Origin of the sequence: Kinneretia sp. DJ1R-11 (genome assembly GCF_025717595.1) — a bacterium.
GTDB lineage: Bacteria > Pseudomonadota > Gammaproteobacteria > Burkholderiales > Burkholderiaceae_C > Paucibacter_A.
The window spans coordinates 143,923-168,207 of the sequence record NZ_JAJIRR010000002.1 but is presented as its reverse complement, the minus strand read 5'-3'; the positions used below and the strand labels follow the sequence as shown (position 1 = coordinate 168,207).

The window sequence follows — 24,285 nt, the reverse complement described above, 5'->3', positions numbered from 1 at the left end:
GGGGACCTTGCGTGAATCAGCAGGCTCGGCACCATCAGGCAGCCGGGTGGCTTGGTGGGGAAGAATGAAGTGTCCCGGTGGTGCGACCGGCAAGAATCGAACTTGCGCCTAAGCCTTCGGAGGGCCCAATGATATCCACTTCACCACGGTCGCCGGGAGCGCGCATTCTAACCTCAGTGGCTGGCAGCTCCGTGATCACGCTCAATGCTTGCCCAGGCTCTGGGGTAGGCGACGATATAATCTGTCGGTTTTGCGTCCGGTGATTTGCCGGGCAGCGCATCTTCCCTTGCCGACGCCAACGAGGATTTCATGAGCGGAAACCAGAATCACGCACACGAGCACGATCATGCTGACGAAGCCCATGAAGGCCCGATCAAGACGCCCAAGCAACTGGCCTGGGCCGTGTTCTTCGCCTTTGTCGTGCCCATCATCGTGATCATCATGCTGGCCAACTACGTGACGACCGACAGCAAGCCTTCGGCCGGTACCGAGGCCCTGGAGGCCCAGGCCGTGGCTGCCCGCATCCAGCCGGTCGGCGCGATCGAGTTGAAGGACCTGAACAATGTCGCAGCGCTCAAGACCGGCGAACAAGTGTTCCAGGCCCAATGCGCGGCTTGCCACGCCACCGGCGCAGCGGGCGCGCCCAAGGTTGGCGACGAAGCCGCCTGGGGCCCGCGCGTGAAGACTGGCTACGAGGCGCTGCTGAGCTCCGCACTCAAGGGCAAGGGCGCCATGGGCGCCCAAGGCGGCGGAGATTTCAGCGACTTTGAAATCGCGCGCGCCGTGGTCTACATGTCCAACAAGGGTGGTGCCAAGTTCGATGAGCCCAAGGCGCCGGCTGCTGCCGCTTCTGCTGCGAACTGAGCCAAGCTCTACCTCCCGAAAACCGGCCCACTGGCCGGTTTTTTTGTGCCCGCTGCTTTGATGGAACGATGCCAGCGACCGAGGCAAGGCGAGCGCTGCGCCTCAGCTGCCGTAGCCAATGTCCTTCACGGACATCAAACGCCCGTCTTCAAAAACCAGCAATTGCATGAACTGGTTGGGTCCGAAGTTGTAGATCCACTCTTCGACCTGAACCTGCACCTCGCGCTCGACTTCGACCTGGCCGCCCAGCGGCACATTCGGGCCGGCAGGCGCGGGCACGCGAACCCGCACGATGCGGCGGTCGATGCGTTGCTCCTTGTTGCTTGGCTGCCCACATTTGCGCAGCACTTCGAACTTGGGCATGCCGGCGTCGATGACATAGGAGTTGCAGCGGAAGGCCCAGGCCGAGGGAGCCAACAGCATGGCGCCGATGGCGATGGCACAGAGCTTGGACGCGACCAGGGTGTTTTTTCTCATGCAAGACCTTCGAGCGGCAATGCTCCTGAACGTCGCTTCCTGAGGGCGGGTTGACTCGCCCGGGCCACAGCGGCAGGGCTCAGTCGGCAGCGGGCGCCAGCACGATGCCGAACTGTTGCAACAAGGTTTCGTGGCTGCGGACCTCGGGCACCCACAAACCTTGTTCGACCGCTTGCGCCGCCCAGTCCATGTCCAGGCTGTGTACCAGGCCCAGGCCGAGCGGGGTGCTCAGGAACAGGCGGTCCTGTTCATCGAGCCAGACCGCGTCGACCGTGCTGCTCAAGCCTGTGTGGCTGCGCACCGTCGACGGTGTGGCCAGCGCATCGCCGTCCAGACGCCAGATCCAGGGGGCGGCCTCCAACTGCAGATAGACGCGCTGCGGGCCGTTCTGGAAAAACCAGGCGCCGCGCTCGTCAACAGCGTAGTTGCGCTCGATGAACTCGCGCAATTTTTCGTGCGTGACCCGGCTGCCTTTGACCTGCGGAAAGGGCCCGGCCGCCTGGCAGCGCTCATCGCGCATATACCAGTTGCCGCGCGCGTCCAGGGCCAGCCAGCCGTAGCAGTGCGGAACATTTGGCCACTTCTTCAGGGCCGCTTCGACGATGGCATCCATAGCCCCAGTGTAGGTTCCGCTGCCAGTGCGCCACTCAGATGTGGCCGAGCACGCCGAGCTGCCGTGCCTGGCGCAGGCAGGCACGGAACACCACCAGGCCCAGCGCCAGGAAGACCGCGCTGTTGAGCGCCACCCAGCCCCAGACCTCTCTCGGGAAGGCGTCACCACCGGATGCCGCGCGCGCCGCCGCTGCCGCCAGCGTATAGGGCAGGGCCGACAGACCCGAGAGCGGCAGTGCCGGCAGGGACACCAGGCCGATCACCAGCGGGTAGGCGGCCATCATCAGTAGCTCGCCGCGCTTGACCAGCAGGCTCAGGCCCGCCAGCGCATAGCCCAGGCCGGCCATGGCCGGCGCACCCAGCACCGCCAGGCTCAGGGCTGGCGCGCTCAGCTGCACCCGCCCCTCGGTCAGCAGGGCGATCAAGGCCAAGGTCAGGACCAGCAGGACCAGGCCGACGGCCGTCTCCAGCAGCAAACGCACGGCCAGCAGCCGCTCCAGGCTCAGCGGTGCCAGCTGCAGCTGCTCCAGTGTGCGCTGCTGGGTTTCCTCGGTGATTTCTTTGGCACAGCCATGGGCCAGGCCGCTGGCGAACATCCACAGGGCAAAGCCGGTGATCAGCCCATCGGCCTGACCCGAGTCCAAGGACTGGCCGCTAGCCTTGAGCACCGCAAAGACCAAGCCGCCGAACAGGCTGAAGACAAAGCCCAGGCTCAGCAAGGTTTCGACCCAGTAGCGGCGCGCCAGGGCCAGGCTGCGGCGGGCCTCGTTGAGGAGATGGCGAACCCAGGGGGTGTTGCTCATGACGCCAGCGCCTCCTCTTGCACGCCTTCTGAGGCCGAGAGCCCCAGTTGTTCCAGGTAGTGCTCGCGCAGCTCGATGGCACGCAGCTGCAGCGAACTGCAGCCGCCCAGCCAGGGCGCCCATTCGGCCATCAGGCGCGCGGCCTCGGCCGGGTCGCGCAGGGGCAAGACCCAGTGGCCGGCCTGCTGCTGCCAAGGGCGTCCGTTCAGCCAGTCGGGAGGCGGCGGGCAGGGGCTGTCGCTGCACACCTGCAGGCGGTAGCGGAACTCCTGATGAAGAAAGGTCTCGCGCGGCCCGTCAAAACGCTTGCGTCCGCGGTGGATGCTGACGATGCGTGGACACAGGCGCTCGATGAAATGCAGATCGTGCGAGCCGATCAGAAAGGTCTGGCCTGCGGATGCACCCTGGTGGACCAGCTCATGCAGGCGCTCCACGCCCTCCAGGTCCAGGCCCAGGGTGGGCTCGTCCAGCAGCACCAGCGCTGGCCGGTGGATCAGGGCGCCGATCAAGGCGGCGCGCAGCTTGTTGCCGGTGGAGAGCTGGCGGATCGGCGTGTCCACATCAGCCAGACCCAGCAGACGCGCCAAGTGCCCAAAGTACTCAGGGCTGAAGCGCTGCTCGCGCAGTTCGCAGAAGTAACGCGCATTCTCCTGTGCGGTGAGGCGCTCGTAGGCGGCGCCCCGGCCTTCCAGCAGCACGCCGATCTCGCGCAGATGCGGGCCGGGCAAGCCGGCGGCCTGGGCCGGTCCATCGCGCCAGCGCAGCTCGCCTTGGTCGGCGCCGCAGAGGCCGGTCAGAATCTTGACCAGGGTGGTTTTGCCCGAGCCATTGGGCCCCAGCAAACCGATCACCTCCGCTGTGTCCAGCCGCAGTTCGAAATCCTGCAGCGCTTGGACGGCGGACCCGCCGCGCTGGTAGCGCTTGGCCGCCGCGCTGAGCTGCATCAGCGGCGCCTGCCTTGCGGCCGGTGTCGAGCTCTGATTCATCTGCCGATCCTCCTTCCTCAATGTCTCGCGCCCGCAGCATACGGTGAACGATATGACAAGCTGCGTGGCTCGGGCGATTGGAGGCCTGGCACGCCTGAGTGGAAGGTTATGCGCTATGAATGGCCTTGACGGCTCAGTCCAAGGCCCGCAGCAGCCAGTCGCAGACCTGCTCGGGCATGGTGAAAACTTCACCGGGCGGCTTGCCGTGGGTGAAGCCGACATGGCCGCCATGGGCCGGCTGCCAGAGGCGCACGAAGGAGCCGACGTCCTGCTGCCGCGGCAGGCAGTGCGCCGGTACAAAGGGGTCGTTGCGGGCATTAAGCAGCAGGGCCGGGATGCCGATGCGCTTCAGATGGGGTTTGGCCGAGGCGCGCGCCCAGTAGTCCTCGGTGTTGCGAAAGCCGTGCAGGGGTGCGGTGAAGAGGTTGTCGAACTCGTACAGGTCACGCGCGGCACGCAGGCGTTCGCCGTCAAAGAGGCCCGGGTGCTGTTCCAGCTTGCGCAAGGCCTTGGGCACCATGCTGCGTAGAAACATGCGGGTGTAGACCAGGCGGCTGAAACCCCGGCCGATGGCGCGGCCCGAGGCCGCCAGGTCGATCGGAGAACAGATGGCGCAGACCGCGCGCACCGTGGTGGCGGCGCTTTGGCCTGACTCCTCGGCCCAGCGCAGCAAGGCATTGCCGCCCAGCGAAACGCCAGCCGCCAGAACCGGGCCCTCGTGCTGCTGCTTGCAGCGGGCCAGCATCCAGCCGATCTCTTCGAAGTCGCCCGAATGGTAGGCGCGAGGGGCCAGGTTCATCTCGCCCGAACAGCCGCGGAAATGCGGCAGGGCACAAGCCCAGCCGCGCGAGCGGGCCACCGTGGCGAAGGCTTGCGCGTACTGGCTTTGCGAACTGCCTTCCAGGCCGTGAAACAGCACCAACAGGGGCGGCACGCGCTCGTCACTTGCTCCGGGGTGGGCCAAAAAGCTGCCGGCCGGCGCTTCGGGCGGCGCGTAGTTCAGCCAGTCGACATCGACGAAGTCCCCATCCGGCGTGTCCCAGCGCTGGCGCTGGAAGCGCAGCTCGGGGCCACCCTTGTGACGGGCATAGAGGGCGGACCAGATGGTCTGGGCGTGGCCGCCGGGCAGCCAGCGCGGCGCGGAATACTGCATCGCTTGCGGCGCGCTCAGTGCAGGACCGAGGGCTCTTCGATCACTTCTTGAATGTCATGCGCATTGCCGGGGCTGGCATGGTGCAAGACCATGCGCCAGCCAAAGGCCGTCTTGAGGTAGACATTGGTGGCGATCACCCAGGCGCTTTGCTGGCCGTCCGGGCCCTGCACCTGCACCCGCTCCAGCACCTGGTGGATGGCGGTGTCGCCGGTGTGCAGGCGCCGCACGCGCTCGGGGTGGGCTGGGATGGCGCCTTGCTGGAACACCGCTTCGAAGGCGGCGCGGATCGCGCCCAGGCCGACCACGCGCGGGCCGCCCGGGTGCACACAGGAGATCTCATCCTCGTCGGCCCAGACCTCCATCAGCCGCTCCAGGTCGGCCTGCTGCAGGGCCTCGTAGAACTGCTGTTCGGTGTCCTCGGGCGAGGCCAGCAGGGCGGCGGCTTGAGCTTTGCTGCGCGGCTGCATGCTCAGTGGTGGCTGTGCAGGGTTTCGCCGGCCTTGAGCTTGTAGACGGTGCCGCAATAGGGGCACTTGCCCTGGCCGTCGTGGCTGATGTCGATGAAGACCTTGGGGTGGCTGCTCCACAAGCTCATCTTGGGGTTGGGGCAGGCAACGACGCCCGGACCTTGTACATCGGCGGCCGTGACTTCGACGATGGATTTGGCTTCGCTCATGGGAGGGTGCTTTCGTGTGAACAAGGTCGGACGCAAAAACGTGATTTTACGAGGCTTGATCGTCGGGGCGGATCAGCTGCCAGCTGCTCACCGTGCCCTTTTCCATCTGCAACTCGACGCGGGCGCCACCGGCGTCGGTCCAGCCATAGGTTTCGGGCTGTTCGCTGATCTTCTGGCCCAGGCTGCGCGTCAGGGGCAGCACCTCGACCAGCTTCATGCCGCTGCGCAGCTTGGCATTCAACATCACGGCGCTGTCAACATGCCCGACCGGGCCCTCTGACGCCGCTTTCATCACCCGCATCAGGCGCGAGAACTGCAGCAGCAGCCAGAACACCACCACCGTCAGGGCGAGCATCACGCCTTGCCAACCATAGAGAAAGCCGCCGCCCAGCAGGGCGATCAGCGCCAAACCAATACCGATCCATGTGTTCATGGCTGCATCCTACGGCTTCTGACCATCCAGTCTTGGGCCGGTCATGGCTTTGGCGTATTCTCGAAGTCTTTTCCGGGAGGGCTGCGGCCGCGCTCCAACAGCAGAGCGCGCCTCAGCAGGCTTGGGGTGCCGCTGGCCGGAGGGCCAGTGATGGCCCGGGCTCAGCAAGAGAGGACGCAGCAGTGCAGTTGTGCAGCGCAAGCATGGGAGTCGGGCGGTGCATCAGGTTCGGCGCCTTGATGGCCGGGCTGCTGCTTGCCCCGGTGGCTCCGGCCCATGCCGCCGGCGGCCCGGATTGCTCGCGCCCCTTCAGCCTGGCCCTGCATGACCATGGCCTGCTCTACTCGGCCGAGACCGGCAGCGGCATCGACAAGGACATTGCCGACGAGATGGCCCGGCGCAGTGGCTGCAAGTTTTTCGTTTCGCTCTTGCCGCGCGCCCGCATCTGGCAGCTGGTCGAAAGCGGCGCGCTCGACTTCAGCCTGTCCGGCATCAGCAATGCGCAGCGCGAGAAATTTGCCAGCTTCGCCTGGTGCTTCAGCAATCGCTACCAACTGCTGCTGCGGCGTGACAGTCAGGTCCAGAAGATCGAGGACTTCGAGCGGCAGCGCAGCCTGAAGCTGGGGGTGATTCGCAGCTTCCGTTACAGCGAAAGCGCCAACCGCCTCGTCGACAGCCTGGCCGAGCAGCAACGCCTGGTGCAGTCCACCGGCCTCAGTGCCTTGTTCGATGCCCTCAGCGCCGGGCAGATTCAGGCCATGATCATCGAGCCCTTCGACCTGCCGACCTTGCAATCGGCGCGCATCCGCGAGCTGGCCCAGGTGCTCGACTTCGGCGACGCGCCCGTGCCCCATGGCCTGATCATGTCGCGCGCCAGCCTCAGCGAGGCCGAGCAGGCGCGTTGGCGCGAGCTGATCGAAGGCATGCGCCGCGATGGCAGCCTGCTGCGCATCTTTGAAAAATACTTTCGCCCCGAGATGGCGCGGGCCATGGTGGCCTTGCCATGAAGCGTTTCAGCCTCAGAGGTTTCAGCGGCGTGCTTGGCCTGAACTCGCAAGCGAACTGGCTGCGCGGGCGCGGCCTGCCCTTGGCGGTCTTGCTGCTCAGTCTGAGCCTGACCCTGAGCTTCTGGCATTCCGAGCAGGCGCGCGAGCAGGCCGTGCAGCGCCAGGCCTTTGATGCCAGCTTGCGCGAACTCAGCGAGCGCATCGAGCAGCGCATGGCCGCACAGCAGCATCTGTTGCAAGGCGTGCAGGGTTTTCTGGGTGTTCACGGCCCGCTCGATGCCGTGGCATTACAGCGTTATGTGGATGCCTTGCCCCTGGGCGCCGATTTCGCCGGCCTGCAGGGCATCGCCGTCGTGCTGCCACAAGCCTCGCGCGCCGGTCAGGCATTCAAGATCCAGCAGATGGAACCTGGCCTGCTGCGCAACCGTGCTCTGATGGCACTCGATCTGGGCACCTTGCCGGCCCTGTCCCAGACCTTGCTGCTGGCGCGCGACTCGGGCCATCTGGCCCTGTCGCCGCTGTTGAATCTGCGTGAGCTGGCCCTGACGGCGCAGCCCGGCTTTGCGTTGGCTTTGCCGATCTACCGTGGCGGGCGCATGCCGGCCTCGATCGAGGAGCGGCGCCAGGCCCTGCAGGCCTGGGTGCTGGCACCGGTGGCGGCCGCGGAGCTGATGGCCAGCCTGTATGGCGAGCTGCCCGCATCCCTGTCCCTGGCCTTGTTCGACGGACAGGATCTGGACGAAAGCCGCCTGCTCTACCGCCGTGCTGATGCTGGCTGGCGGCCCGACCCCCTGGGCTTGGCCGAGGCGCCGCCGCCGGCCGTGCGCCAGGCCAGCGAGTTCCTGGTGCTGGGCGGGCGCACCTGGACGCTGCAACTGGCCGCGGGGCCAGGCTTTGCGGCCCGACACGGTGCGGACTACGCGCCCAATGTGCTGTGCGCCGGGGTGGTGCTGAGCCTGCTTCTGGCCTTGTTGGCCTGGTTGCTGGGCAGCGCCCGTGAACGCGCCCTGGCCCTGGCCGAGCGAATGACCCAGGCCTTGCGTGAGAGTGAGCAGCGCTGGGCCTTTGCGGTCGAGGGTGCCGGCGACGGCGTCTGGGACTGGCACCTGCCCAGCGGCCAGCTCGCCAGCTCGGCGCGCTGGAAGCAGCTGATGGGTCTGCCGGCCGAGCCAGCCGCATGCCCGATCAGCCAGGTCTGGGGTTTGATTCATCCAGAGGACCTGACCCGGGTGCAGAGTGAGGCGCAAGCCTGCCTGGAGGGCTCGGCCGCCCAGTTTTCGGTCGAGTACCGGGTGGCCGGTCCGGCCGCGCGTTGGAACTGGGTGCTGGCCCGTGGCACCGTGGTCGAACGCAGCCTGCAGCAAAGGCCGGTGCGCATGATCGGCACCCTGTCCGACATCAATGCGCGCCGCCAGTCCGAGGAGCGGGTGCGTTTCATGGCTTTGCACGACCCCCTGACCGAGCTGGCCAACCGGGCCCATTTCGACGAGCGCCTGCGTTTTGCCCTGGCCAATGCGCGGCGCTATCAGGAGCCCATCGGCCTGATCCTTCTCGACCTGGACCGATTCAAGCCCATCAACGACCAGTTCGGTCATGCCGTCGGCGACCAGCTGCTGCAGACCGTGGCGCGGCGCATCAAGGCGGCCGTGCGCGAGACCGACACCGTGGGTCGCATCGGCGGCGACGAATTCGTGGTGCTCTTGACCGGGCCCTTGAGCCGCGAGTCGGCCCAGGGCGTGGCCGACAAGATCTACACCCAGGTGGCCCAGCCCATGGAACTCGGCGGCGTGCGCCTGGAGATGACCTGCTCGCTGGGCCTGGCCCTGTTCCCCGAGGACGGCCAGGACGAGCTGAGCCTGGCCAAGAGCGCCGACGACGCCATGTACCGCAACAAGCGCGCCGGTCGACCCTGGCTGGGCGAGGCCCGCTATGGCCCGCCGCCCGCCGCGCCTGCAGCACCCTCGCGCGACCCGGCCAGCGGCGCTGGGGGCGAAGGCTTCACAAGCCCCTGACGCAGTCCATGGCCTCTTCGATGCGCTCGACCGCATGGACGGTCAGGCCTTCGATCGGCTTCTTGGGCGCATTGGCCTTGGGTACGACGGCGACGCTGAAGCCCAGCTTGGCCGCTTCCTTGAGCCGCTCCTGGCCGCGCGGGGCTGGCCGCACCTCGCCGGCCAGGCCGATTTCGCCAAAGGCGATGAAGCCCTTGGGCAGCGGCCGGCCGCGCAGCGAGCTCTGGATGGCCAGCAGCACAGCCAGGTCGGCCGCCGGCTCGCTGATGCGCACGCCGCCGACCGCGTTGACGAACACGTCCTGATCCTGGGTGGCCACGCCAGCGTGGCGGTGCAGCACGGCCAGCAGCATGGCCAGGCGGTCACGGTCCAGGCCGACCGAGAGCCGGCGCGGGCTGGGCCCGCCGCCGTCGACCAAGGCCTGCAGCTCGACCAGCAGCGGCCGCGTGCCTTCCAGCGTCACCAGCACGCAGCTGCCGGGCACCGGCTCGCCGTGGGTGCTCAGAAAGATGGCGCTGGGGTTGGCCACGCCCTTGAGGCCTTTCTCCGTCATGGCAAAGACGCCGATCTCGTTGACGGCACCAAAGCGGTTTTTGATTGCCCGCACCAGGCGGAAGCTGCTGTGGGTGTCGCCCTCGAAGTACAGCACCGTGTCGACAATGTGCTCCAGCACGCGCGGGCCGGCCAGCGAGCCTTCCTTGGTGACATGGCCGACCAGCACCATGGCGCAGCCGCTGGATTTGGCCGTGCGTGTCAGCTGGGCCGCGCATTCGCGCACTTGCGCCACCGAGCCGGGGGCCGAGCTCAGATGTTCGGAGTACAGCGTCTGGATCGAGTCGATGACGCAGAAGGCCGGGCGCTCGGCCTCCAGCGTGGCCAGGATTTTTTCCAGGCTGATCTCGGCCAGCACCCGCACCTTGAGCCCGGCCAGACCGAGGCGGCGCGAGCGCATGGCGATCTGGGCGCCCGATTCCTCGCCGGTCACATAGAGCACCGGCAGCTTTTGCGACAGGTCGTCGATGGCCTGCAGCAGCAGGGTCGATTTGCCGATGCCCGGGTCGCCGCCGATCAGCACCACACCGCCGGCGACGATGCCGCCGCCGAGCACGCGGTCCAGCTCATCCTGGCCGGTGCGGGTGCGCTCGAAATCGGTGGCCTCAATCTCGCTGAGCGTGGCCACTGGCTGGCTCTTGGCCAGGGCCTGGTAGCGGTTGTTCTTGCCGCTGGCGCCGGGCGCCTCGGCCACGCCCTCGATCAAGGTGTTCCAGGCGCCGCAGCTCGGGCATTTGCCCAGCCATTTGGGGCTGATGCCGCCGCAGTCCGAGCAGGTGTAGATGGATTTCTCTTTGGCCATGGGGCGATTGTCCTCGCTCGCCGTCAGGCGGCCCGCTTGTCCTCAGCCCGGATGCTGAAGCTGGCGCTCGATGCGCCGGTCCGGCACCAACCACATCAGGGCCACGGCAATGAACAGGGCTTGTGCCAGCCAGGTCTGCCAGAAGGCCAGCGGAATCGCCAGGGCGTAAAGCACGACCGAGAGCAAGCCCTTGTGGTCGCGACCGATGGCCTGGGCCAAGGGGGACTGGCGGCCCTCTGTCGCGATGATGCAGCGCGCCAGAATCCAGTAGGCAATGGCCGCCATCAGCAGCACGCCACCGTAAAAGGCGGTGGGCAGGGCGCCGAAATGGTTCTCGCCCATCCAGCCGGTGACGAAGGGCAGCAGGGACAGCCAGAACAGCAGGTGCAGATTGGCCCAGAGCACGCCGCCGCTGACCTGGCGGGCGGCATGCAGCATGTGGTGGTGGTTGTTCCAGTAGATGCCCACATAGACAAAGCTCAGCACATAGCTGAGGAACACCGGCGCCAGGGGCAGCAGGGTGGCGAGGTCTTCGCCATGGGGTACTTTCAGCTCCAGCACCATGATGGTGATGATGATGGCGAGCACGCCATCGCTGAAAGCTTCAAGTCGGGTCTTGTGCATGGGAAGGAAGGCGAGCGCCGTCAAGCTGAATGGGGCTGAAGTGTTCCTCAGCCGGAGCAGCTGGGCAAGCGGAGCTGACGCCGGGAGCGCATCGGGCGCAGATCGCCCCCAGCGAGTTCGTGGCCAAGATGACAGAATCCGGCCCTGGCCGGCGTCTTGCCAGGGCCTCAAGGAGCTGTACATGGAGTTTTCGACCTGGCTGGCATTTTTTGCCGCTTCCTGGGCCATCAGCCTGTCGCCGGGCGCTGGTGCGATTGCCGCCATGAGCTCAGGCCTCAACCATGGCTTTCGGCGCGGCTACTTCACCACCTTCGGCCTGATTCTGGGCATCCTGACCCAGATCCTGCTGGTCGGCGCGGGACTGGGCGCCCTGATCGCCACATCCAGCCTGGGCTTTGCCATCGTCAAATGGCTTGGTGTGGCCTACCTTGTCTACCTGGGCATCCAGCAATGGCGTGCGCCGGCCACGCCCATGGTGGCGGCCGACAGCGAAGCGGCCCAGGTGACACGGCGCCAGCTGGTGCTGCGTGGCTGGGCCATCAACGCCGTCAACCCCAAGGGCACGGTCTTCCTGCTGGCCGTGGTGCCGCAGTTTCTCGACCTCAAGGCCAGCTTGTTGCATCAATACCTGGTGATCGCCGCCACCCTGGGCTTCACCGATCTGGTGGTGATGGCCGGCTACACCGTGCTGGCCGCGCGCGTGCTGTCGGCCTTGAGATCGCCCGCCCACATCAAGGCCATGAACCGCACCTTCGGCAGCCTCTTTGTGGTGGCGGGCGCCTTGCTGGCCAGCTTCAAGCGCAGCGTTTGAATCGTTTGACGGCGATTTGTAGAAGGACAGTTCGTGATGCCCATCGTCCCCTTCTTTGCAGCCATTCTGGCCTTGCTGTTTTTTGCGCTGAGTGTGCGAACCCTGCGTTTGCGCCATCGGCTGAAGATTGGTCTGGGTGATGCGGGCAATAGCGAGATGCTGCGCGCGGTGCGGGTGCATTCGAATTTCGCTGAGTATGTGCCCATCACGCTCTTGCTCCTGTTTTTCGCCGAGAACCTGGGCGCTCCGACTTGGGCGATGCTTGGCTTGGGCTTCCTGTTGGTGCTTGGCCGCTGTTCGCATGCCTACGGTGTCAGCCAGGCGCGTGAGAATTTCAGCTTTCGCATTGCTGGCATGGCCATGACTTTTTCTGTGCTTTTGGCGGCAACAGCCTATGTCTTCTGGGTCTATGGTCGAAGCCTGTTAGGCTGAGCCGGGACGGAAACTTGGTGTTGGGCCGCTTGGCGCTGCCTTTTTTCCTTCCCCCTTCCTTCCTTTCACAAACGCCTGAAGCAGGCGTTTTCTTTTTTCGATGCCCACCATTTCCACCCGTTGGCTGTTCTGGGGCCCGACCCTGATCTGGGCCAGCACCTGGCATGTGATCCTCTACCAGCTGGACAGCGGAGTGCCGGTGCTGAATTCGGTGGGCTGGCGATTTGCCATCGCGGCCGCCTTGCTGTTCGGCCTGGCGCTCTGGCGCCGTGAATCGCTGCGCATGCCGGCGGGCGCGCATCTCTTGATGCTGGCCACCGGCATCGTCCAGTACAGCGGCAACTACTACTCGGTCTACGAGGCGGAACGCCATATTCCGACCGGCCTGGTGGCCGTCTTGTTCTGCCTCATGGTGTTTGGCAATGCGCTGAGCGGCCGTTTCTTTTTCGGCCAGAAGGTGACGTGGCGCTTTTTGCTGTGCGCCAGCGGCGGGGTGGTCGGCGTGGTGATGATCTTCTGGCCCGAGATCGCCGAAACCGGCGCGCGCCCGACCGCGGCCCTGGGCTTGGGTCTGGGGCTGCTGGCCGTGCTCGCGGCCTGCATCGGCAATGTGCTGACGCTGACCTTGACGCGGCGCGGCCTGCCCCTGGTGCCCATCCTGGCCTGGAGCATGGGCTATGGCGCGGTGTTCCTGCTGCTGATGTCGCTGCTGAGCGGCCAAGGCCTGCATTTCGACTGGCGTGCACCCTATGTACTGAGCCTGCTTTACCTGGCGGTGTTCGGCTCGGTGACGGCCTTTGTGCTCTATTTCAAACTCGCGCAATTGCAGGGTCCGGCCAGGGCGGCGCTGACCGGGGTGGTGATTCCGGTGATTGCCTTGGCCATCTCGGCAGCTCTGGAGGGCTGGGTGCCCAATGCCCTGTCGCTCGCGGGCATGGGGCTGTGCCTGGGCAGCATCTTCATGGCGACACGGCCTGCCTGACGCCTCTGCGGCTCAGCCGTTCACTTTGCTCGGTCCACTGTCGACAGGCGCATGGCGCGGCAGGGTCAAGGTCAGGCAGGTGCCCTTTCCCTGCTCGCTGTGCAATTCGATCTGACCACCGAGCACATTGCGCACCAGGTTGTAGACCAGGTGCAGGCCCAGGCCGCTGCCCCCCTTGCCGAAGCGGGTGGTAAAAAAGGGTTTGAAGACTTGGTCCAGATGCGCGGGCGGAATGCCGCAGCCGTTGTCGCTGACGGTGATCACCACGCTCTGTGCATCGGCTGACTTCAGTTTGATCTCGATGCGGCCACCCGTGCGCTCGTCGAAGCCATGCAGCACCGCGTTTTGCACCAAATTGGTCAGCACTTGGCCAAAAGCACCCGGATAGCCGTCCAGGCTGAGGTCTTCAGGCAGGTCAATCAAGACCTCATGCTGCCCCGTCTTCAGCGCGAAATGCAGCAAGTGCACCACCTCCTCGCTGACCTTTCTGAGCTCGAACGGGCGGCGCTGCAGACTGGCCCGGTCGATGGCGACTTGCTTGAAGTCCCTCACCAAACCTGCGCTGCGGCGCAGATTGCCAAGGCACAGCTCCAGTGATTGCTCGGCCAAGGCGATCCGGGACAGCAGTTCGCTGCGCTTGACCGTGCCTCCTGCCAGCTGTTGCTGTGCCTCCTGGAGTGCGCTGCTCGCGGTGTCGGCAGCAATCAAGGCATTGCCGATGGGTGTGTTGAGCTCGTGCGAGACCCCCGCCACCAGAGAGCCCAGGCTGGCCAGGGTTTCGCGCTGGACCAGTTCGTTCTGTGCCTGTTGCAAGGCGTCGCCCCGTTCGCGCACGCGCGCTTCCAGAGACAGGTTCAGCAAGCGCACCGCTTCCTCGGCGTGGCGGCGCTCTTGCACCTCGCCCTCCAAGGCCAGCAAGGCCGCTTGTTCCTGGCGCCGATGTACCGCCAACTCGGTCGCCATGCTGTCGAAGGCTTGGTTCAGGCGCCGCAGATCCCGTGAAGCCTGCGGCGGCAGGGCCTGCGGTTCGGCCCCACTCAACAGATGTGCGGCCAAGGCTTCCGTGGACGCAGTGATCGCATTCAGCGGCCGTTGCAGGCGTTGACGGATCAAGGCCTTCAGGAGCAGCAAGGTCAGAATCAGCGTGATGGCGCCGACTGTCAGCAAGGCGCCCACGAGTCGCTCCAGCAGCGCATTGATGGCCGCTTGCGGCAGCAGCTGCACCGACCACCAGTCAGGCCCATCGATGCGCGACCAAACCAGCAGATAGCGGCCATCCGGTGTACGTGCGCTGCGCTGCTCGGAGGGCGCGCTCTTGATCAGCTGATGCACCGAGCTCAGCACCGGGTCTTTCAGATCGCCCAAAGCCAGTTGACCCTGGGCTGCGGCAATTCGTTCGCGCAGTTCGGGGTGGGCGATCAGGTGGCCGTCGCGGCTGAAGATCATGGACACCGAAGCCAGCGGTGCCTTGGTTTCGGCGATCTGCTGCAGCAAAGTGTCGATGGTGATGTCATGCCCCATGGTGCCCACCCAGTGGCCGCGCCAATCGAGGGGCTGGATCACCGAAACCATCCATGCCTTGGCTTCGCCGTCGTAGTAGACGGGCGTCCAGAAGCTCCGTCGTTCCGGATTGCGGGCCGGGTCCGAGCCGGTCATGGTGGGGTAGTTGAAGTTGTCGGTGGCCGAGCTAGCGCTCTTGCCCCAGTCGATGCCCAGCGAGAACACCATCAGACCCTTCTCGACAAAGTCGGTGTACACCGAAAAGTACGGGGGCACCAGCGCCGGCCCTTGCTCGCTGAGCAGGGCATGGCTGACGACGGCGCGGCGCCGTACCGAGGCATCAGGCCCCTGTGACCCGTGCTGAAGGTAGAAGGTCGGCGCCCTTAGCGTGTCGATCCATGGCGCTTGGATGCGCCAGACGCCATCGGCCTGGCGTTCGAACAGCTGTGCGAATCGGCGCTCGATCTCAGCGTCTGAAGGCTGGTCAATCCGACGCTGCCATTCCTTGGCCAGCCTCTCCACGCTGATCTGTGCCGACTTGAAGGTCTGGCCTTGCAGGGTGGCTTGCAGTTCCACGCTGCGCTGCAAGATCGGCGGGACGCCTTGCTCCACCAGGCGCCCGACCAGGAGGTAGGCCATGCCGGCCAGCATCAGCAGCATCAGGAACACCAGCGCGCTCAGCTGCAACAGCAGCTGGCGCGCCAGGGACTGCTCACGAAATGCTTGGCGCCACGATTGCATGAAGCGGAGGGTTGCGTAGCTGCCCTTTGACCCCAATGGCGAAGGCGCGCGGTGGCATGCTAACCGCGAATCAAATCTCAGCGTCCCACCATTTTGCGATCTGCATCAGACGGGCTGCTTGCGGCCTTGAGTGCAAAGGCACGGTGCCTGGGCTGCCCGTGCCAGTCTGAAACACAGGGTTGGCCCGAGCCCTTTGCCGGGGACAGCTCCCCCTAGCTCACAGACTTGTGAGCGTTTGTCACACTGCTGACACTGAGGCTTCGAAGCGCCACTCTGGCGCCTCGTTCCGCGAACTCCACGCACTGACCTCAAGGGAATTGTCCATGTCGCTCACTTCCAAATTCCTGCTTCAGCCGCTGGCCTTGGCCGCAATGGTCTGCCTCGCTGGCGGCGCCCAGGCCACGGTGACGGTCTACACCTCGCAAGCGGCCTTCTTGGCTGCCGTGACGGCGCCCGGCGTTGACACCTTCACCGGCTTCTCCATCTCCGGCTCGACCCCCAGCCCCATCAATCGCACGGCCGGCTCCTACGGCTACACGGCAACTGCCAGCACCAGCACTTTCTTCGGCGCAGGCACCGTGGCCAATCCCTGGTTGTCCACCAACCTCGCCACCGACTCTGTGACCTTCAACGGCTTCACCGGCGGTGTGAGCGCCATCGGCGGTAACTTCTTTGGCTCCAACATCTCGGGCCTGTTTGCGGCCGGCGACGTGGTGCTGACCGCCACCGATGCCAGCGGCACGGTCAGCCAAACCATCACGGGCGCGACCACCAGCAGCTTCATCGGTTTTGTGTCCAATGGCGCCCTCTTGTCCGCCACCCTGGCTGCAGTCCAGCCGGCCGGTGCGGTCCTGTGGCCCACCGCCGACAACCTGACTCTGGCCACCGTGGCAGCCGTACCCGAGCCGCAGACTTACGCCTTGCTGCTGTCCGGGTTGGGTGTCTTGGGCCTGATCGCCCGTCGGCGTCGGCAGGCTTGATCGAACTCAGGGGCCGGGCAAGCCCTCTCGGGCTTTGCCCTCGTTGACGCTGCTGAAAGTCCGACCTATCGTGATTTGGTTTTCAGGACCCGGTTCGCGGGCGGTACCACTCACGCAAAGGACGTCCCATGAAGTTTCTCAAGCAAGTCGCAGCTGCACTTCTGAGCGGCGCCGCCCTCATGGCCTCTGGCTTGGCGCAGGCCGACACGAGCTGGGCCTGGTCCTATACCGGCACGGGCGTGAGCGCCTCTGGCACTTTCACGACCGCCGGTGCAGCCCTGGTACCCGAGGACATCCTCAGCATCAGCGGTAGTCGCAATGGTGTGGCCATCCTGGGTTTGGTGCCCGTGGGCGAAGACGGCAACTTTGCCTACGACAACCAGTTCGCCAACAGCGGCAATTACTTCACCGACGCCGGCATTCTCTACGACGTGGGCGGCGGTGACGCCGGCCACTTCAATGTCTATTTCTTCGAGGGTCAGCATTTCGACCTGCAGGTGGTCGATGGCCAGGCGATCGAGACCCCGATCAGCTTCTCGGTCACGGCCGTGCCGGAAGCCGCCACCTATGTCTATATGGCGCTGGGCCTGGCCGGCATCGGCGCCCTGGCGCGCCGCCGTAAGCTGGCGCCCGGCGCGGCCGCCTGAACTTCCGTTCGCAGCTTTCTGCGAGGCGAGCGCCCTTCGGGTCGCTCGCCTTTTTCATGGTCGACTGAGATTCAGCGGCCGACCATGTCCTCGACGCGCACCCAGCGGTCGAAGTCTTGCTCGCTCAAGAGGCCCAGCTGCAGGGCCGCCTGGCGCAGGCTGCTGCCTTGGGCATGCGCCAGTTTGGCAATCTGAGCGGCCTGGTCGTAGCCGATATGGGGGGCCAGGGCCGTCACCAGCATCAGGGACTCGTTGAGCAATTGCTGGATGCGCTCGCGCCGCGGCTCGATGCCCGCAACGCAGTGTTGGCTGAAGCTGCGCGCGCCGTCGCTGAGCAGGCGGGCGCTTTGCAGGAAGTTATGGGCCATCATGGGTCGGAACACATTGAGCTCGAAGTTGCCGCTGGCGCCGCCGAAATTGAGCGCCACATCGTTGCCGAAGACCTGGCAGCAGATCATGGTCAGGGCTTCACTCTGGGTCGGGTTGACCTTGCCCGGCATGATGGAGGAGCCGGGCTCGTTCTCCGGGATCTGCAGCTCGCCGAGGCCGCAACGCGGGCCGCTGGCCAGCCAGCGGATGTCGTTGGCGATCTTCATCAGGCTGGCTGCTATGGTCTTGAGCACGCCATGGCCGTGCACCAAGGCATCGGCCGCCGCCATGACCTCAAACTTATTGGGCGCACTGACAAAGGGCAGGCCGGTCGCCTCGGCGATGCCGGCCGCAGCGCGCTCGGCAAAGGCGGGGTGGGCGTTCAGGCCGGTACCGACCGCCGTGCCGCCCAGGGCCAGTTGGTAGAGATGGGGCAGGGCGGCTTGCAGGTGCAGCTGGCCTTGTGCCAGCTGCGCCACATAAGCTGAAAACTCCTGGCCCAGGGTGAGGGGCGTGGCGTCCTGCAGATGCGTGCGGCCGATCTTGATGATATCGGCAAAGGCCCGTGCCTTGAGGTCGAGTTGGCTGCGCAACTTCTCCAGGGCCGGCACCAGCTGCTGCTCGATCGCCAGCGCCGCGGCGATGTGCATGGCGGTGGGGAAGACGTCGTTGGAGGACTGGCCGAGGTTGACCTCGTCGTTCGCGTGCACCCGGCGCGCGGGTCCGCGCGCGCCACCGAGCAGCTCGCTGGCGCGGTTGGCCAGCACCTCGTTGACGTTCATATTCGTTTGTGTGCCCGAGCCGGTCTGCCAGACCGACAGCGGGAACTCCTCGGCCCAGCGCCCGGCCAGTACTTCATCGGCGGCCGCGACGATGGCCTCGGCTTTGGCGGGCGCCAAGAGGCCTAACTCTCCGTTGACACGGGCACTGATCTTCTTCACCAGCACCAATGCATGGATCAGCTCGGGCGCCTGCCGTTCGGTGGAGATGGCAAAGAACTGCAAGGAGCGCTGCGTTTGCGCGCCCCAAAGGTGCTCGGCAGGAACGGCGATGTCGCCGAAGCTGTCATGTTCAAGCCGCTGCGGGGCGGCGGAGGAATCGGGCATGGACGGGCCTCCTGAAGCGTGCCGCGATTCTTCCCGAAGCGGGGGCGGTGCACCCCCGAGCTTGGCACAAGCGCGCAGGGGTCCCGGAGGTCATGCCTGGGCTTGTCAGTGTGCGGCCACAGGCGCGGTGGGCGGCCTGTTTCGCCGTTGACGCGCGGCCCCGCTCCTCTTTAGCCTGGGCTCAGGCCCGCGCCAGTGAAGACGTCAGGCCCTTCATCGAAGACCCTCTTGCCTTGATCGAAAGGATGGATCGCATGACTCAGCAGCTCGCTTCCACTTCAACTTCTCTCTCCTCTGTGTTCGACACCGCACTGAAGCCTCAGCCGGGCCCGGCCCGCTACACCGGCCTGGGCATTGCGGTCCTGGTGCATGTGGCTCTGGTGGTCGGCTTGATTCAGGGCTTTGCCCGACCCAGCCTGCCCAAACCACCGGCCAAGACCGAGGTGGAGGTTCTGATGGATGCGCCCAAGCCGCCCGAGCCTGTGCCCCAGCCGATCGCGGTGGAGCTGCCGCAGCACTTGCGCGACATTCCTTTGCCAATCAAGGTGCCGGTGCCCGACATCGTGATCCAGCGCGATCCCAGCCCCACCGACATCCAGACCCGCTACGACGGCCCGCCGGTGGTGGACTACAGCTCGCGGCCGACCGTGGCCGAGCCCGTGCAGAGCCCGCCCGTGGTTGAGCCGGCGATTCGTCAGGCCGGCATGGTCTGCACGCAGATGGCCCGGCCCGAGCTGCCCGCCCTGAGTTGGAGTGGTGAGGCGGTGTTCAAGATCCTGGCCACCGTGCGCGAGGGTCGCGTGGTGGCCACCGAGCTGCTGGCCGCGCGCGGCGCCCTCGATGGCAAGACACGCCGCCAACTGATGGGCGCCATTGAGAGCACGCTGCGCGAACACTATGTCTGTCCCGGCAACCATCGCTTCGAGCAGGAGTTTGCCTTCCGCGTCGATTGAGTCGGCACTCAGAGCGAGGGTGCCTTGCGTGAGTCCTCGTCGTTCTGCCAGCCCAGGCCCGGGACGGGCTTGGGCGCTTCGGGCACCAGCAGCCAGAGCAGCAGGTAGGCGAGCAGACCGGCGCCGTGGCAGAACAGCAGGGACAGGAAGATCAGGCGCCAGATCCAGGCCGCTGTGCCACTGATCTCCATCAGGCCGCCGCAGACGCCGCCCAACCAGCGTTCATCGCGGCTGCGCTGCAGGCGGTTGATGGCCGAGCCCAAGCCTTGCTCCTTGCGATCCGGCTGGGCCTGGGCACGGCTGTAGGTGCTGGACGGCTCGCTGGCCTGCCCTTGCAACAGCCGCTCCTTGGCACGCTGAAACTCATCGTCGGACAGTTGGCCGCGCTGATGCAGTTCGGCCAGGCGTTCCAGTTCGTTGCTGAGGGACATGATGCGGGGCTCCAGGTCTTGCATGGCGAGTTGCCATGGAAGCCAGTGTGCGCAGGCCGCCAGGGTCGGGCCAGCGGGCTGCGACGAACTGCAAGGCTCGGCGCCTCAGTTGCATGGAATCCGGGTATACCCGCGGATCGCCTATTCCTGCACTCGGCCGCGCCCGGCCTTGATGCCGCTGCGCTGCGCCTTGCCCTCCAGGCGGCGCTGCTTGGAGCCCCAGGTCGGCTTGGTGGCCTTGCGGGCCTTGGGTGTGTGGGCCACGCTCTGGACCAGATCGACCAGGCGGGCCACCGCATCGGCACGGTTGGCCTCCTGGCTGCGCGAATCCTGTGCCTTGATGACGATCACACCCTCGTTGTTGAGGCGCTGGTCGGACAGAGCCAGCAGGCGCTGCTTAATCAGGGGCGGCAAGCTGGAGCGTTCAATGTCGAAGCGCAGGTGCACGGCGCTCGACACCTTGTTGACGTTCTGCCCGCCCGGGCCGCTGGCGCGTATGAAGCTGAAGTCCAGCTCCCAGTCGGCGGGTGTCCAGTTCAGGATCACCGCGCCGCTCGCAGCCGCTCAGTCGCCATGTACGACGCTGACCGGCACGCGCTTGGTGAGCGCGCACATCAGCTCATAGCCAATGGTGCCGGCGGCCTTGGCCACCTCGTCGATGCCGAGGACGGCACCGCGGCTGCTCAGGCCCCAGAGCGTCACCTCGCTGCCCAGTCCGGCGTGCGGCAGCAGGGTCAGGTCGACTGCGAGCATGTCCATGGACACCCGGCCGACCGTGGCGCTGCGCTGCCCATCGACCAGCACCGGGGTACCGCTGCCGGCATGGCGCGGGTAGCCGTCGGCGTAGCCACAGGCCACGGTGCCGATGCGCATGGGCCGGTCGGCGGTGAAGCTGCTGCCGTAGCCGACGGTGTCGCCGGGCTGCAGATGTTGGATGCCAATGACCTTGGCGCGCAAACTCATGCCGGGCTTGAGGTCCCAATGGGCGGCGTCATGCTCGGGGTAGTCGGGCACGCCGCCATAGCTCATGATGCCGGCGCGGACCCAGTCTGCCCGCACGCCTTCGATCTGGTTGTAACGCAGCGTGGCCGCGCTGTTGGAGAGTGAGCGCTCACCGGGAAGGTCGGCAGTGGCGGCCTGGAAGGCGGCGACCTGGTGGGCGATGCCGTCTTTGCCAAAGCGCTGCGCATCGGCATCGGAGAAATGCGTCATCAGCGAAATCTCGTCCACCTGGGGCAGGGCGTTGAGCCGGGTCCAGGCCGCGCGGAAGGCCTGCGGGCTGAAACCCAGACGGTTCATGCCGCTGTTCATCTTCAGGAAGACGCGGTGCGGCTCGTGCGTCTTGTGCATGGCCAGCCAGTCGATCTGCTGTTCGCAGTGCACCGCATGCCAGAGCTTGAGGCGCGAGCAGAGCTCCAGATCCCGCGACTCGAAGCAGCCCTCGAGCAGCAAGATGGGCCCGCGCCAACCGAGGGCGCGCACGCGTTGCGCTTCGTCCAGGTCCAGCAAGGCGATGCCGTCGGCAGCCCGGAAGGCCTCGAAGACGTTCTCGATGCCGTGGCCATAGGCATTGGCTTTGACGACGGCCCAGACCTGGGCGTCCGGCACGCAGGCGCGCGCGCGCGCCAGGTTGTGGGCCAGGTGGGGGAGATGGATGAGGGCTTCGATCGGGCGTGGCATGCCCGATATTGTGGCACCCCGCCCGCCCTGTTCTTGGGATGGCGAGAGTGGCGTGAAAGTGCTGCGTGCTATAAACCGGGCGCGGCCACGGGCGTGGCTGCAGCCTGGGGAAAACCCGGAACAGACCGTCCCAGCGTGAGTGCCGGCATGCACCCGTCCTCTCGCGCCTTGCTCGACATTTCCCCGCAGTACCGATTGGGTTCATGAAAAAAGGCTTCTTTTCCATCATGTCGGCGCAGTTCTTCAGCTCGCTGGCGGACCAGGCCTTGTTGGTCGGCGCCATCGAGTTGCTGAAGAGCACGGCAGCGCCGGCCTGGCAGATTCCCGCGCTGGGCCCCATGTTTGCGCTCTTCTATGTGGTGCTGGCGCCCTTTGTCGGTGCATTCGCGGACGCCGTGCCCAAGGGCAAGGTCATGTTCTATTCGAACCTGATCAAGATTTGCGGCTGCCTGATGATGCTGTTCGGGGCTCATCCCTTGGCGGCCTATGCGGTTGTGGGCCTGGGTGCCGCGGCCTATTCGCCGGCCAAGTACGGCATCCTGACCGAGCTGCTGCCCCCTTCGCAACTGGTCAAGGCCAATGGGTGGATCGAGGGGCTGACGATTGCATCCATCATCCTTGGCATTCTCCTGGGAGGGCAGTTGGTCGGTCCGAACTTGGCGCCTCTGCTGCTGAGCCTGGATCTGCCCTTTTTCACCACCGGTGTCGACACGGCTGCCGAAGCCGCCATCAGCAGCCTGGTTGTTCTGTATGTGATTGCCGCGCTGTTCAATCTCAGCATCCCCCGCACCCAAGCCGCGCTGCAGCCGCTGTCGCTGAGCCCGGTCGAGCTGGTGCGTGATTTCGCCTCTTGCAACTCGCGCCTGTGGCAAGACAAGCTGGGTCAGATCTCCCTGGCCACCACCACCTTGTTCTGGGGCGTCTCGGCCAATTTGCGCATCATCGTGTTTGCCTGGGCCGCCGTGGCCCTGGGCTACAACACCACGCAGGCGGCCAATTTGGGCGGCGTGGTGGCGGTCGGTACGGCGGTCGGTGCCGTGGTCGCCTCCATGTATATGCGCCTGGATCGGGCCACCAAAGTGATCCCCCTGGGCATCCTGATGGGCGTGCTCATCATCGTGTTGAATGGCATCACCCACCTCTGGGCGGCCGTGCCTTTCCTGATCGTGCTGGGCATGATTGGCGGCTATCTGGTCGTGCCCATGAATGCACTGCTCCAGCACCGCGGCCACAACCTGATGGGCGCGGGCCGCTCGATCGCCGTGCAGAACTTCAACGAGCAGGCCTGCATCTTGGGTCTGGGCGCCTTCTACACCGGCATGACGAGGCTCGGCCTGTCGGCCTATATCGCCATCTCCATTCTCGGCCTGATCGTGGCCGTGACCATGTGGATCGTGAAGCGCTGGCATGAGCGCAACTGTGTGCAGCACCGTGAAGAGGTGGAGCGCCTGCTGGTGCTGGCGCGCTGCGATGAGTGCCACTGAGCTGCCGGCCCGCTCTGGCCGGTAAAAGAAAGCCCGCCTGCAAGCGCTCTTGCGGCGGGCTTTTCTTCGGCTGCAGCCTGGCCTTCAGTTGCGGCGACGCGCGGCCGGCTCCACGGTCTTGACACCGCCGAGCACGGCCTCGATGTGCTCGGACCAGGCGCGCGCGATCTTGAAGCAGCCGCTGTGGTTGAGGTGGATCTCGTTGTGCCAGTCGCCGCTGCTGCCGCTGGTGCCCGGTGTGGCCGGGGCCAGGGGCACGGTGGTCGAGTCGAAGACATGCAGGCCCGGGAACTGCTCCTTGTCGGCCGCCATGCTCTTGAGCAGCTGGGCCAGGTGGAAGACCATCAGGCGGCTGACCGCGGCCCAATCGGCGCTGGGCAGGGCATAGGCCTTGAGAGCCGGGTACAGCCAGGGGCCGGAGGCACCCAGGCCGCCGTCGTCGGCGCCGGCCGGGCGCGGCATGGGCACGGCGTAGCAATGCATAAAGACCGGCTTGCCGGCCGAGGGCCCCTGGTCGCGCAGGGTCAGCAGATGGCGGACATTGGTGCGCAGGTAATCGCTGTAGGTCTGCCAGCCGGGTTCCGAGAAGTAACGGGCCACGCCAGCGGAAGGCGCGCCCCATTCGGTCTGATGACGGATCAGGCGCAGGTGCAGGGGCACATCCTGGCCGTCGGCGCCGTGGGCTGGAGTCTGGGCCGCGGAGATCAGGTCATTGCCGCCCACCGAGAGCAGCACGCCGTCCCAGGCCAGGGCCGCCTCGCCGCTCAGCAGGCCGACGAAATCGGCCGCCGACTCCAGGTCCACCATATGGCTGAGCGCTTCGCCCGAGCCGGCGCAGTTGACAGCGCAGACGGGGGCCTTGAAGACCATCTCTTGCAGCAGATTGGCATGGGCGTTGAGCTTGGCGGCCGAGTTCGAGAACCAGGAATCGCCTTGGGCCAGCAGGCGCCAGCGGTAACTTGTCAGGTCGGGCGCCGGGGTGGACAGCAGGTCCCCCGGCTTGAAGCAGGCCAGATGATCCAAGGAAGACTCTCCCTTTTTTACAAAGCTCAGCGTTGCAGATGGGCGGGCGGCCGGCCGGGCGGGCCGCACCCTCGGGTTTGCAGCGATTGAAAGCCAGGCGGCCCTATTTCGCCATGCTATAAACCCTGGGCATTGTTGGCCGGCC

The 24,285-nt window shown here is 66.0% G+C and carries 26 protein-coding genes and 1 tRNA gene; 10 read left to right on the top strand and 17 right to left on the bottom strand.

Annotated features, from left to right (window positions below; all coding sequences use genetic code 11):
- Window positions 1-78: 78 nt before the first annotated feature.
- Window positions 79-153 (bottom strand) — tRNA-Arg (locus LNV23_RS04750).
- 156 nt (window positions 154-309) lie between these two features.
- Here LNV23_RS04750 and LNV23_RS04745 point away from each other — a divergent pair.
- Window positions 310-864 (top strand): c-type cytochrome, encoded by a 555-nt coding sequence (locus LNV23_RS04745; RefSeq protein WP_263561916.1) that lies wholly within the window; start codon window positions 310-312, stop codon window positions 862-864.
- Window positions 865-966: 102 nt separating this feature from the next.
- Here LNV23_RS04745 and LNV23_RS04740 read toward each other — a convergent pair whose 3' ends face one another.
- From LNV23_RS04740 to LNV23_RS04705, 8 genes are all read right to left on the bottom strand, one after another.
- Window positions 967-1,341 carry a DUF2845 domain-containing protein gene (locus LNV23_RS04740; protein WP_263518006.1) on the bottom strand — a complete coding sequence of 125 codons (375 nt, stop codon included), beginning with the start codon at window positions 1,339-1,341 and terminating at the stop codon, window positions 967-969.
- Between the two features lie 79 nt (window positions 1,342-1,420).
- A complete protein-coding gene (locus LNV23_RS04735) occupies window positions 1,421-1,954 on the bottom strand; it encodes a DUF2946 family protein (protein ID WP_263561915.1) in 534 nt (177 codons plus the stop codon).
- Between the two features lie 34 nt (window positions 1,955-1,988).
- The gene (locus LNV23_RS04730) at window positions 1,989-2,756 is read right to left on the bottom strand and encodes a hypothetical protein (RefSeq protein WP_263561914.1); all 768 of its coding nucleotides are present in this window, start codon (window positions 2,754-2,756) and stop codon (window positions 1,989-1,991) included.
- Entirely contained in the window at window positions 2,753-3,742 is a 990-nt protein-coding gene (locus LNV23_RS04725; protein WP_263561913.1) for an ATP-binding cassette domain-containing protein, read from the bottom strand. Before LNV23_RS04725 ends, LNV23_RS04730 begins: the two co-directional genes overlap by 4 nt.
- A 133-nt stretch (window positions 3,743-3,875) precedes the next feature.
- Window positions 3,876-4,895, bottom strand: a complete 1,020-nt coding sequence (locus LNV23_RS04720; RefSeq protein WP_263561912.1) for a YheT family hydrolase — start codon at window positions 4,893-4,895, stop codon at window positions 3,876-3,878.
- Window positions 4,896-4,909: 14 nt separating this feature from the next.
- Window positions 4,910-5,362, bottom strand: coding sequence for a YybH family protein (locus LNV23_RS04715; protein WP_263518001.1), 453 nt, complete (start codon window positions 5,360-5,362; stop codon window positions 4,910-4,912).
- Between the two features lie 2 nt (window positions 5,363-5,364).
- The gene (locus tag LNV23_RS04710; protein ID WP_263518000.1) at window positions 5,365-5,571 is read right to left on the bottom strand and encodes a zinc-finger domain-containing protein; all 207 of its coding nucleotides are present in this window, start codon (window positions 5,569-5,571) and stop codon (window positions 5,365-5,367) included.
- A gap of 46 nt (window positions 5,572-5,617) precedes the next feature.
- Window positions 5,618-6,004 carry a hypothetical protein gene (locus tag LNV23_RS04705; protein ID WP_263561911.1) on the bottom strand — a complete coding sequence of 129 codons (387 nt, stop codon included), beginning with the start codon at window positions 6,002-6,004 and terminating at the stop codon, window positions 5,618-5,620.
- A 239-nt stretch (window positions 6,005-6,243) separates the two neighbouring features.
- On the opposite strand from LNV23_RS04705, the gene LNV23_RS04700 reads away from it, so the two are divergent.
- Together LNV23_RS04700 and LNV23_RS04695 are read left to right on the top strand one after the other, a co-directional pair.
- On the top strand, window positions 6,244-7,011 hold the full coding sequence (locus tag LNV23_RS04700; RefSeq protein ID WP_263561910.1) for a substrate-binding periplasmic protein: 768 nt from the start codon (window positions 6,244-6,246) through the stop codon (window positions 7,009-7,011).
- Window positions 7,008-9,023 (top strand): sensor domain-containing diguanylate cyclase, encoded by a 2,016-nt coding sequence (locus LNV23_RS04695; protein ID WP_263561909.1) that lies wholly within the window; start codon window positions 7,008-7,010, stop codon window positions 9,021-9,023. Before LNV23_RS04700 ends, LNV23_RS04695 begins: the two co-directional genes overlap by 4 nt.
- Here LNV23_RS04695 and radA read toward each other — a convergent pair.
- Together radA and LNV23_RS04685 are read right to left on the bottom strand one after the other, a co-directional pair.
- Complete coding sequence (radA, locus tag LNV23_RS04690; protein ID WP_263561908.1) at window positions 9,010-10,377, bottom strand: DNA repair protein RadA; 1,368 nt, start codon at window positions 10,375-10,377, stop codon at window positions 9,010-9,012. The two genes, LNV23_RS04695 and radA, sit on opposite strands and share 14 nt — an antisense overlap.
- 42 nt (window positions 10,378-10,419) lie before the next feature.
- The gene (locus LNV23_RS04685) at window positions 10,420-11,001 is read right to left on the bottom strand and encodes a TMEM175 family protein (RefSeq protein ID WP_263561907.1); all 582 of its coding nucleotides are present in this window, start codon (window positions 10,999-11,001) and stop codon (window positions 10,420-10,422) included.
- A gap of 181 nt (window positions 11,002-11,182) precedes the next feature.
- Between LNV23_RS04685 and LNV23_RS04680 the strand changes: the two genes are divergently transcribed.
- The 3 genes from LNV23_RS04680 to LNV23_RS04670 all read left to right on the top strand — a co-directional run bounded on the left by LNV23_RS04680 (window position 11,183) and on the right by LNV23_RS04670 (window position 13,226).
- A complete protein-coding gene (locus tag LNV23_RS04680) occupies window positions 11,183-11,812 on the top strand; it encodes a LysE family transporter (RefSeq protein WP_263561906.1) in 630 nt (209 codons plus the stop codon).
- Window positions 11,813-11,848: 36 nt separating this feature from the next.
- Entirely contained in the window at window positions 11,849-12,244 is a 396-nt protein-coding gene (locus tag LNV23_RS04675) for an MAPEG family protein (protein ID WP_263561905.1), read from the top strand.
- Window positions 12,245-12,344: 100 nt separating this feature from the next.
- Window positions 12,345-13,226: a DMT family transporter gene (locus tag LNV23_RS04670; protein ID WP_263561904.1), complete on the top strand. Its 882-nt coding sequence runs from the start codon at window positions 12,345-12,347 to the stop codon at window positions 13,224-13,226.
- Between the two features lie 12 nt (window positions 13,227-13,238).
- Here LNV23_RS04670 and LNV23_RS04665 read toward each other — a convergent pair whose 3' ends face one another.
- Complete coding sequence (locus LNV23_RS04665) at window positions 13,239-15,467, bottom strand: sensor histidine kinase (protein ID WP_263561903.1); 2,229 nt, start codon at window positions 15,465-15,467, stop codon at window positions 13,239-13,241.
- A 323-nt stretch (window positions 15,468-15,790) separates the two neighbouring features.
- On the opposite strand from LNV23_RS04665, the gene LNV23_RS04660 reads away from it, so the two are divergent.
- Window positions 15,791-16,447: a PEP-CTERM sorting domain-containing protein gene (locus LNV23_RS04660; protein WP_263561902.1), complete on the top strand. Its 657-nt coding sequence runs from the start codon at window positions 15,791-15,793 to the stop codon at window positions 16,445-16,447.
- Window positions 16,448-16,575: 128 nt separating this feature from the next.
- Window positions 16,576-17,094, top strand: a complete 519-nt coding sequence (locus LNV23_RS04655) for a PEP-CTERM sorting domain-containing protein (RefSeq protein WP_263561901.1) — start codon at window positions 16,576-16,578, stop codon at window positions 17,092-17,094.
- A 71-nt stretch (window positions 17,095-17,165) separates the two neighbouring features.
- On the opposite strand, the gene fumC is transcribed toward LNV23_RS04655, so the two are convergent.
- On the bottom strand, window positions 17,166-18,569 hold the full coding sequence (fumC, locus tag LNV23_RS04650) for a class II fumarate hydratase (protein WP_263561900.1): 1,404 nt from the start codon (window positions 18,567-18,569) through the stop codon (window positions 17,166-17,168).
- Between the two features lie 296 nt (window positions 18,570-18,865).
- Between fumC and LNV23_RS04645 the strand changes: the two genes are divergently transcribed.
- Complete coding sequence (locus LNV23_RS04645; RefSeq protein ID WP_263561899.1) at window positions 18,866-19,522, top strand: hypothetical protein; 657 nt, start codon at window positions 18,866-18,868, stop codon at window positions 19,520-19,522.
- Window positions 19,523-19,530: 8 nt separating this feature from the next.
- Here LNV23_RS04645 and LNV23_RS04640 read toward each other — a convergent pair whose 3' ends face one another.
- The 3 genes from LNV23_RS04640 to alr form a co-directional block, all read right to left on the bottom strand.
- Window positions 19,531-19,953 carry a PspC domain-containing protein gene (locus tag LNV23_RS04640; RefSeq protein ID WP_263561898.1) on the bottom strand — a complete coding sequence of 141 codons (423 nt, stop codon included), beginning with the start codon at window positions 19,951-19,953 and terminating at the stop codon, window positions 19,531-19,533.
- A 141-nt stretch (window positions 19,954-20,094) separates the two neighbouring features.
- Window positions 20,095-20,499: an alternative ribosome rescue aminoacyl-tRNA hydrolase ArfB gene (gene arfB, locus LNV23_RS04635; RefSeq protein ID WP_263561897.1), complete on the bottom strand. Its 405-nt coding sequence runs from the start codon at window positions 20,497-20,499 to the stop codon at window positions 20,095-20,097.
- Between the two features lie 18 nt (window positions 20,500-20,517).
- The gene (alr, locus tag LNV23_RS04630) at window positions 20,518-21,633 is read right to left on the bottom strand and encodes an alanine racemase (protein WP_263561896.1); all 1,116 of its coding nucleotides are present in this window, start codon (window positions 21,631-21,633) and stop codon (window positions 20,518-20,520) included.
- Window positions 21,634-21,836: 203 nt separating this feature from the next.
- Here alr and lplT point away from each other — a divergent pair, with 203 nt between their 5' ends.
- Window positions 21,837-23,117 (top strand): lysophospholipid transporter LplT, encoded by a 1,281-nt coding sequence (lplT, locus tag LNV23_RS04625; protein ID WP_263561895.1) that lies wholly within the window; start codon window positions 21,837-21,839, stop codon window positions 23,115-23,117.
- A gap of 84 nt (window positions 23,118-23,201) precedes the next feature.
- On the opposite strand, the gene LNV23_RS04620 is transcribed toward lplT, so the two are convergent.
- Complete coding sequence (locus LNV23_RS04620; RefSeq protein WP_263517982.1) at window positions 23,202-24,140, bottom strand: hypothetical protein; 939 nt, start codon at window positions 24,138-24,140, stop codon at window positions 23,202-23,204.
- Between the last annotated feature and the right edge of the window lie 145 nt (window positions 24,141-24,285).

Coding starts and splice junctions, on each gene's coding strand:
- LNV23_RS04640 (WP_263561898.1), bottom strand. CDS start 19,953: ATGTCCCTCAGCAACGAACTGGAACGCCTGGCCGAACTGCATCAGCGC.
- LNV23_RS04700 (WP_263561910.1), top strand. CDS start 6,244: ATGGCCGGGCTGCTGCTTGCCCCGGTGGCTCCGGCCCATGCCGCCGGC.
- LNV23_RS04730 (WP_263561914.1), bottom strand. CDS start 2,756: ATGAGCAACACCCCCTGGGTTCGCCATCTCCTCAACGAGGCCCGCCGC.
- LNV23_RS04660 (WP_263561902.1), top strand. CDS start 15,791: ATGTCGCTCACTTCCAAATTCCTGCTTCAGCCGCTGGCCTTGGCCGCA.
- LNV23_RS04710 (WP_263518000.1), bottom strand. CDS start 5,571: ATGAGCGAAGCCAAATCCATCGTCGAAGTCACGGCCGCCGATGTACAA.
- LNV23_RS04655 (WP_263561901.1), top strand. CDS start 16,576: ATGAAGTTTCTCAAGCAAGTCGCAGCTGCACTTCTGAGCGGCGCCGCC.
- LNV23_RS04720 (WP_263561912.1), bottom strand. CDS start 4,895: ATGCAGTATTCCGCGCCGCGCTGGCTGCCCGGCGGCCACGCCCAGACC.
- alr (WP_263561896.1), bottom strand. CDS start 21,633: ATGCCACGCCCGATCGAAGCCCTCATCCATCTCCCCCACCTGGCCCAC.
- LNV23_RS04740 (WP_263518006.1), bottom strand. CDS start 1,341: ATGAGAAAAAACACCCTGGTCGCGTCCAAGCTCTGTGCCATCGCCATC.
- radA (WP_263561908.1), bottom strand. CDS start 10,377: ATGGCCAAAGAGAAATCCATCTACACCTGCTCGGACTGCGGCGGCATC.
- LNV23_RS04685 (WP_263561907.1), bottom strand. CDS start 11,001: ATGCACAAGACCCGACTTGAAGCTTTCAGCGATGGCGTGCTCGCCATC.
- LNV23_RS04675 (WP_263561905.1), top strand. CDS start 11,849: ATGCCCATCGTCCCCTTCTTTGCAGCCATTCTGGCCTTGCTGTTTTTT.
- LNV23_RS04695 (WP_263561909.1), top strand. CDS start 7,008: ATGAAGCGTTTCAGCCTCAGAGGTTTCAGCGGCGTGCTTGGCCTGAAC.
- LNV23_RS04715 (WP_263518001.1), bottom strand. CDS start 5,362: ATGCAGCCGCGCAGCAAAGCTCAAGCCGCCGCCCTGCTGGCCTCGCCC.
- LNV23_RS04705 (WP_263561911.1), bottom strand. CDS start 6,004: ATGAACACATGGATCGGTATTGGTTTGGCGCTGATCGCCCTGCTGGGC.
- LNV23_RS04735 (WP_263561915.1), bottom strand. CDS start 1,954: ATGGATGCCATCGTCGAAGCGGCCCTGAAGAAGTGGCCAAATGTTCCG.
- LNV23_RS04725 (WP_263561913.1), bottom strand. CDS start 3,742: ATGAATCAGAGCTCGACACCGGCCGCAAGGCAGGCGCCGCTGATGCAG.
- LNV23_RS04665 (WP_263561903.1), bottom strand. CDS start 15,467: ATGCAATCGTGGCGCCAAGCATTTCGTGAGCAGTCCCTGGCGCGCCAG.
- LNV23_RS04670 (WP_263561904.1), top strand. CDS start 12,345: ATGCCCACCATTTCCACCCGTTGGCTGTTCTGGGGCCCGACCCTGATC.
- fumC (WP_263561900.1), bottom strand. CDS start 18,569: ATGCCCGATTCCTCCGCCGCCCCGCAGCGGCTTGAACATGACAGCTTC.
- LNV23_RS04680 (WP_263561906.1), top strand. CDS start 11,183: ATGGAGTTTTCGACCTGGCTGGCATTTTTTGCCGCTTCCTGGGCCATC.
- lplT (WP_263561895.1), top strand. CDS start 21,837: ATGAAAAAAGGCTTCTTTTCCATCATGTCGGCGCAGTTCTTCAGCTCG.
- LNV23_RS04745 (WP_263561916.1), top strand. CDS start 310: ATGAGCGGAAACCAGAATCACGCACACGAGCACGATCATGCTGACGAA.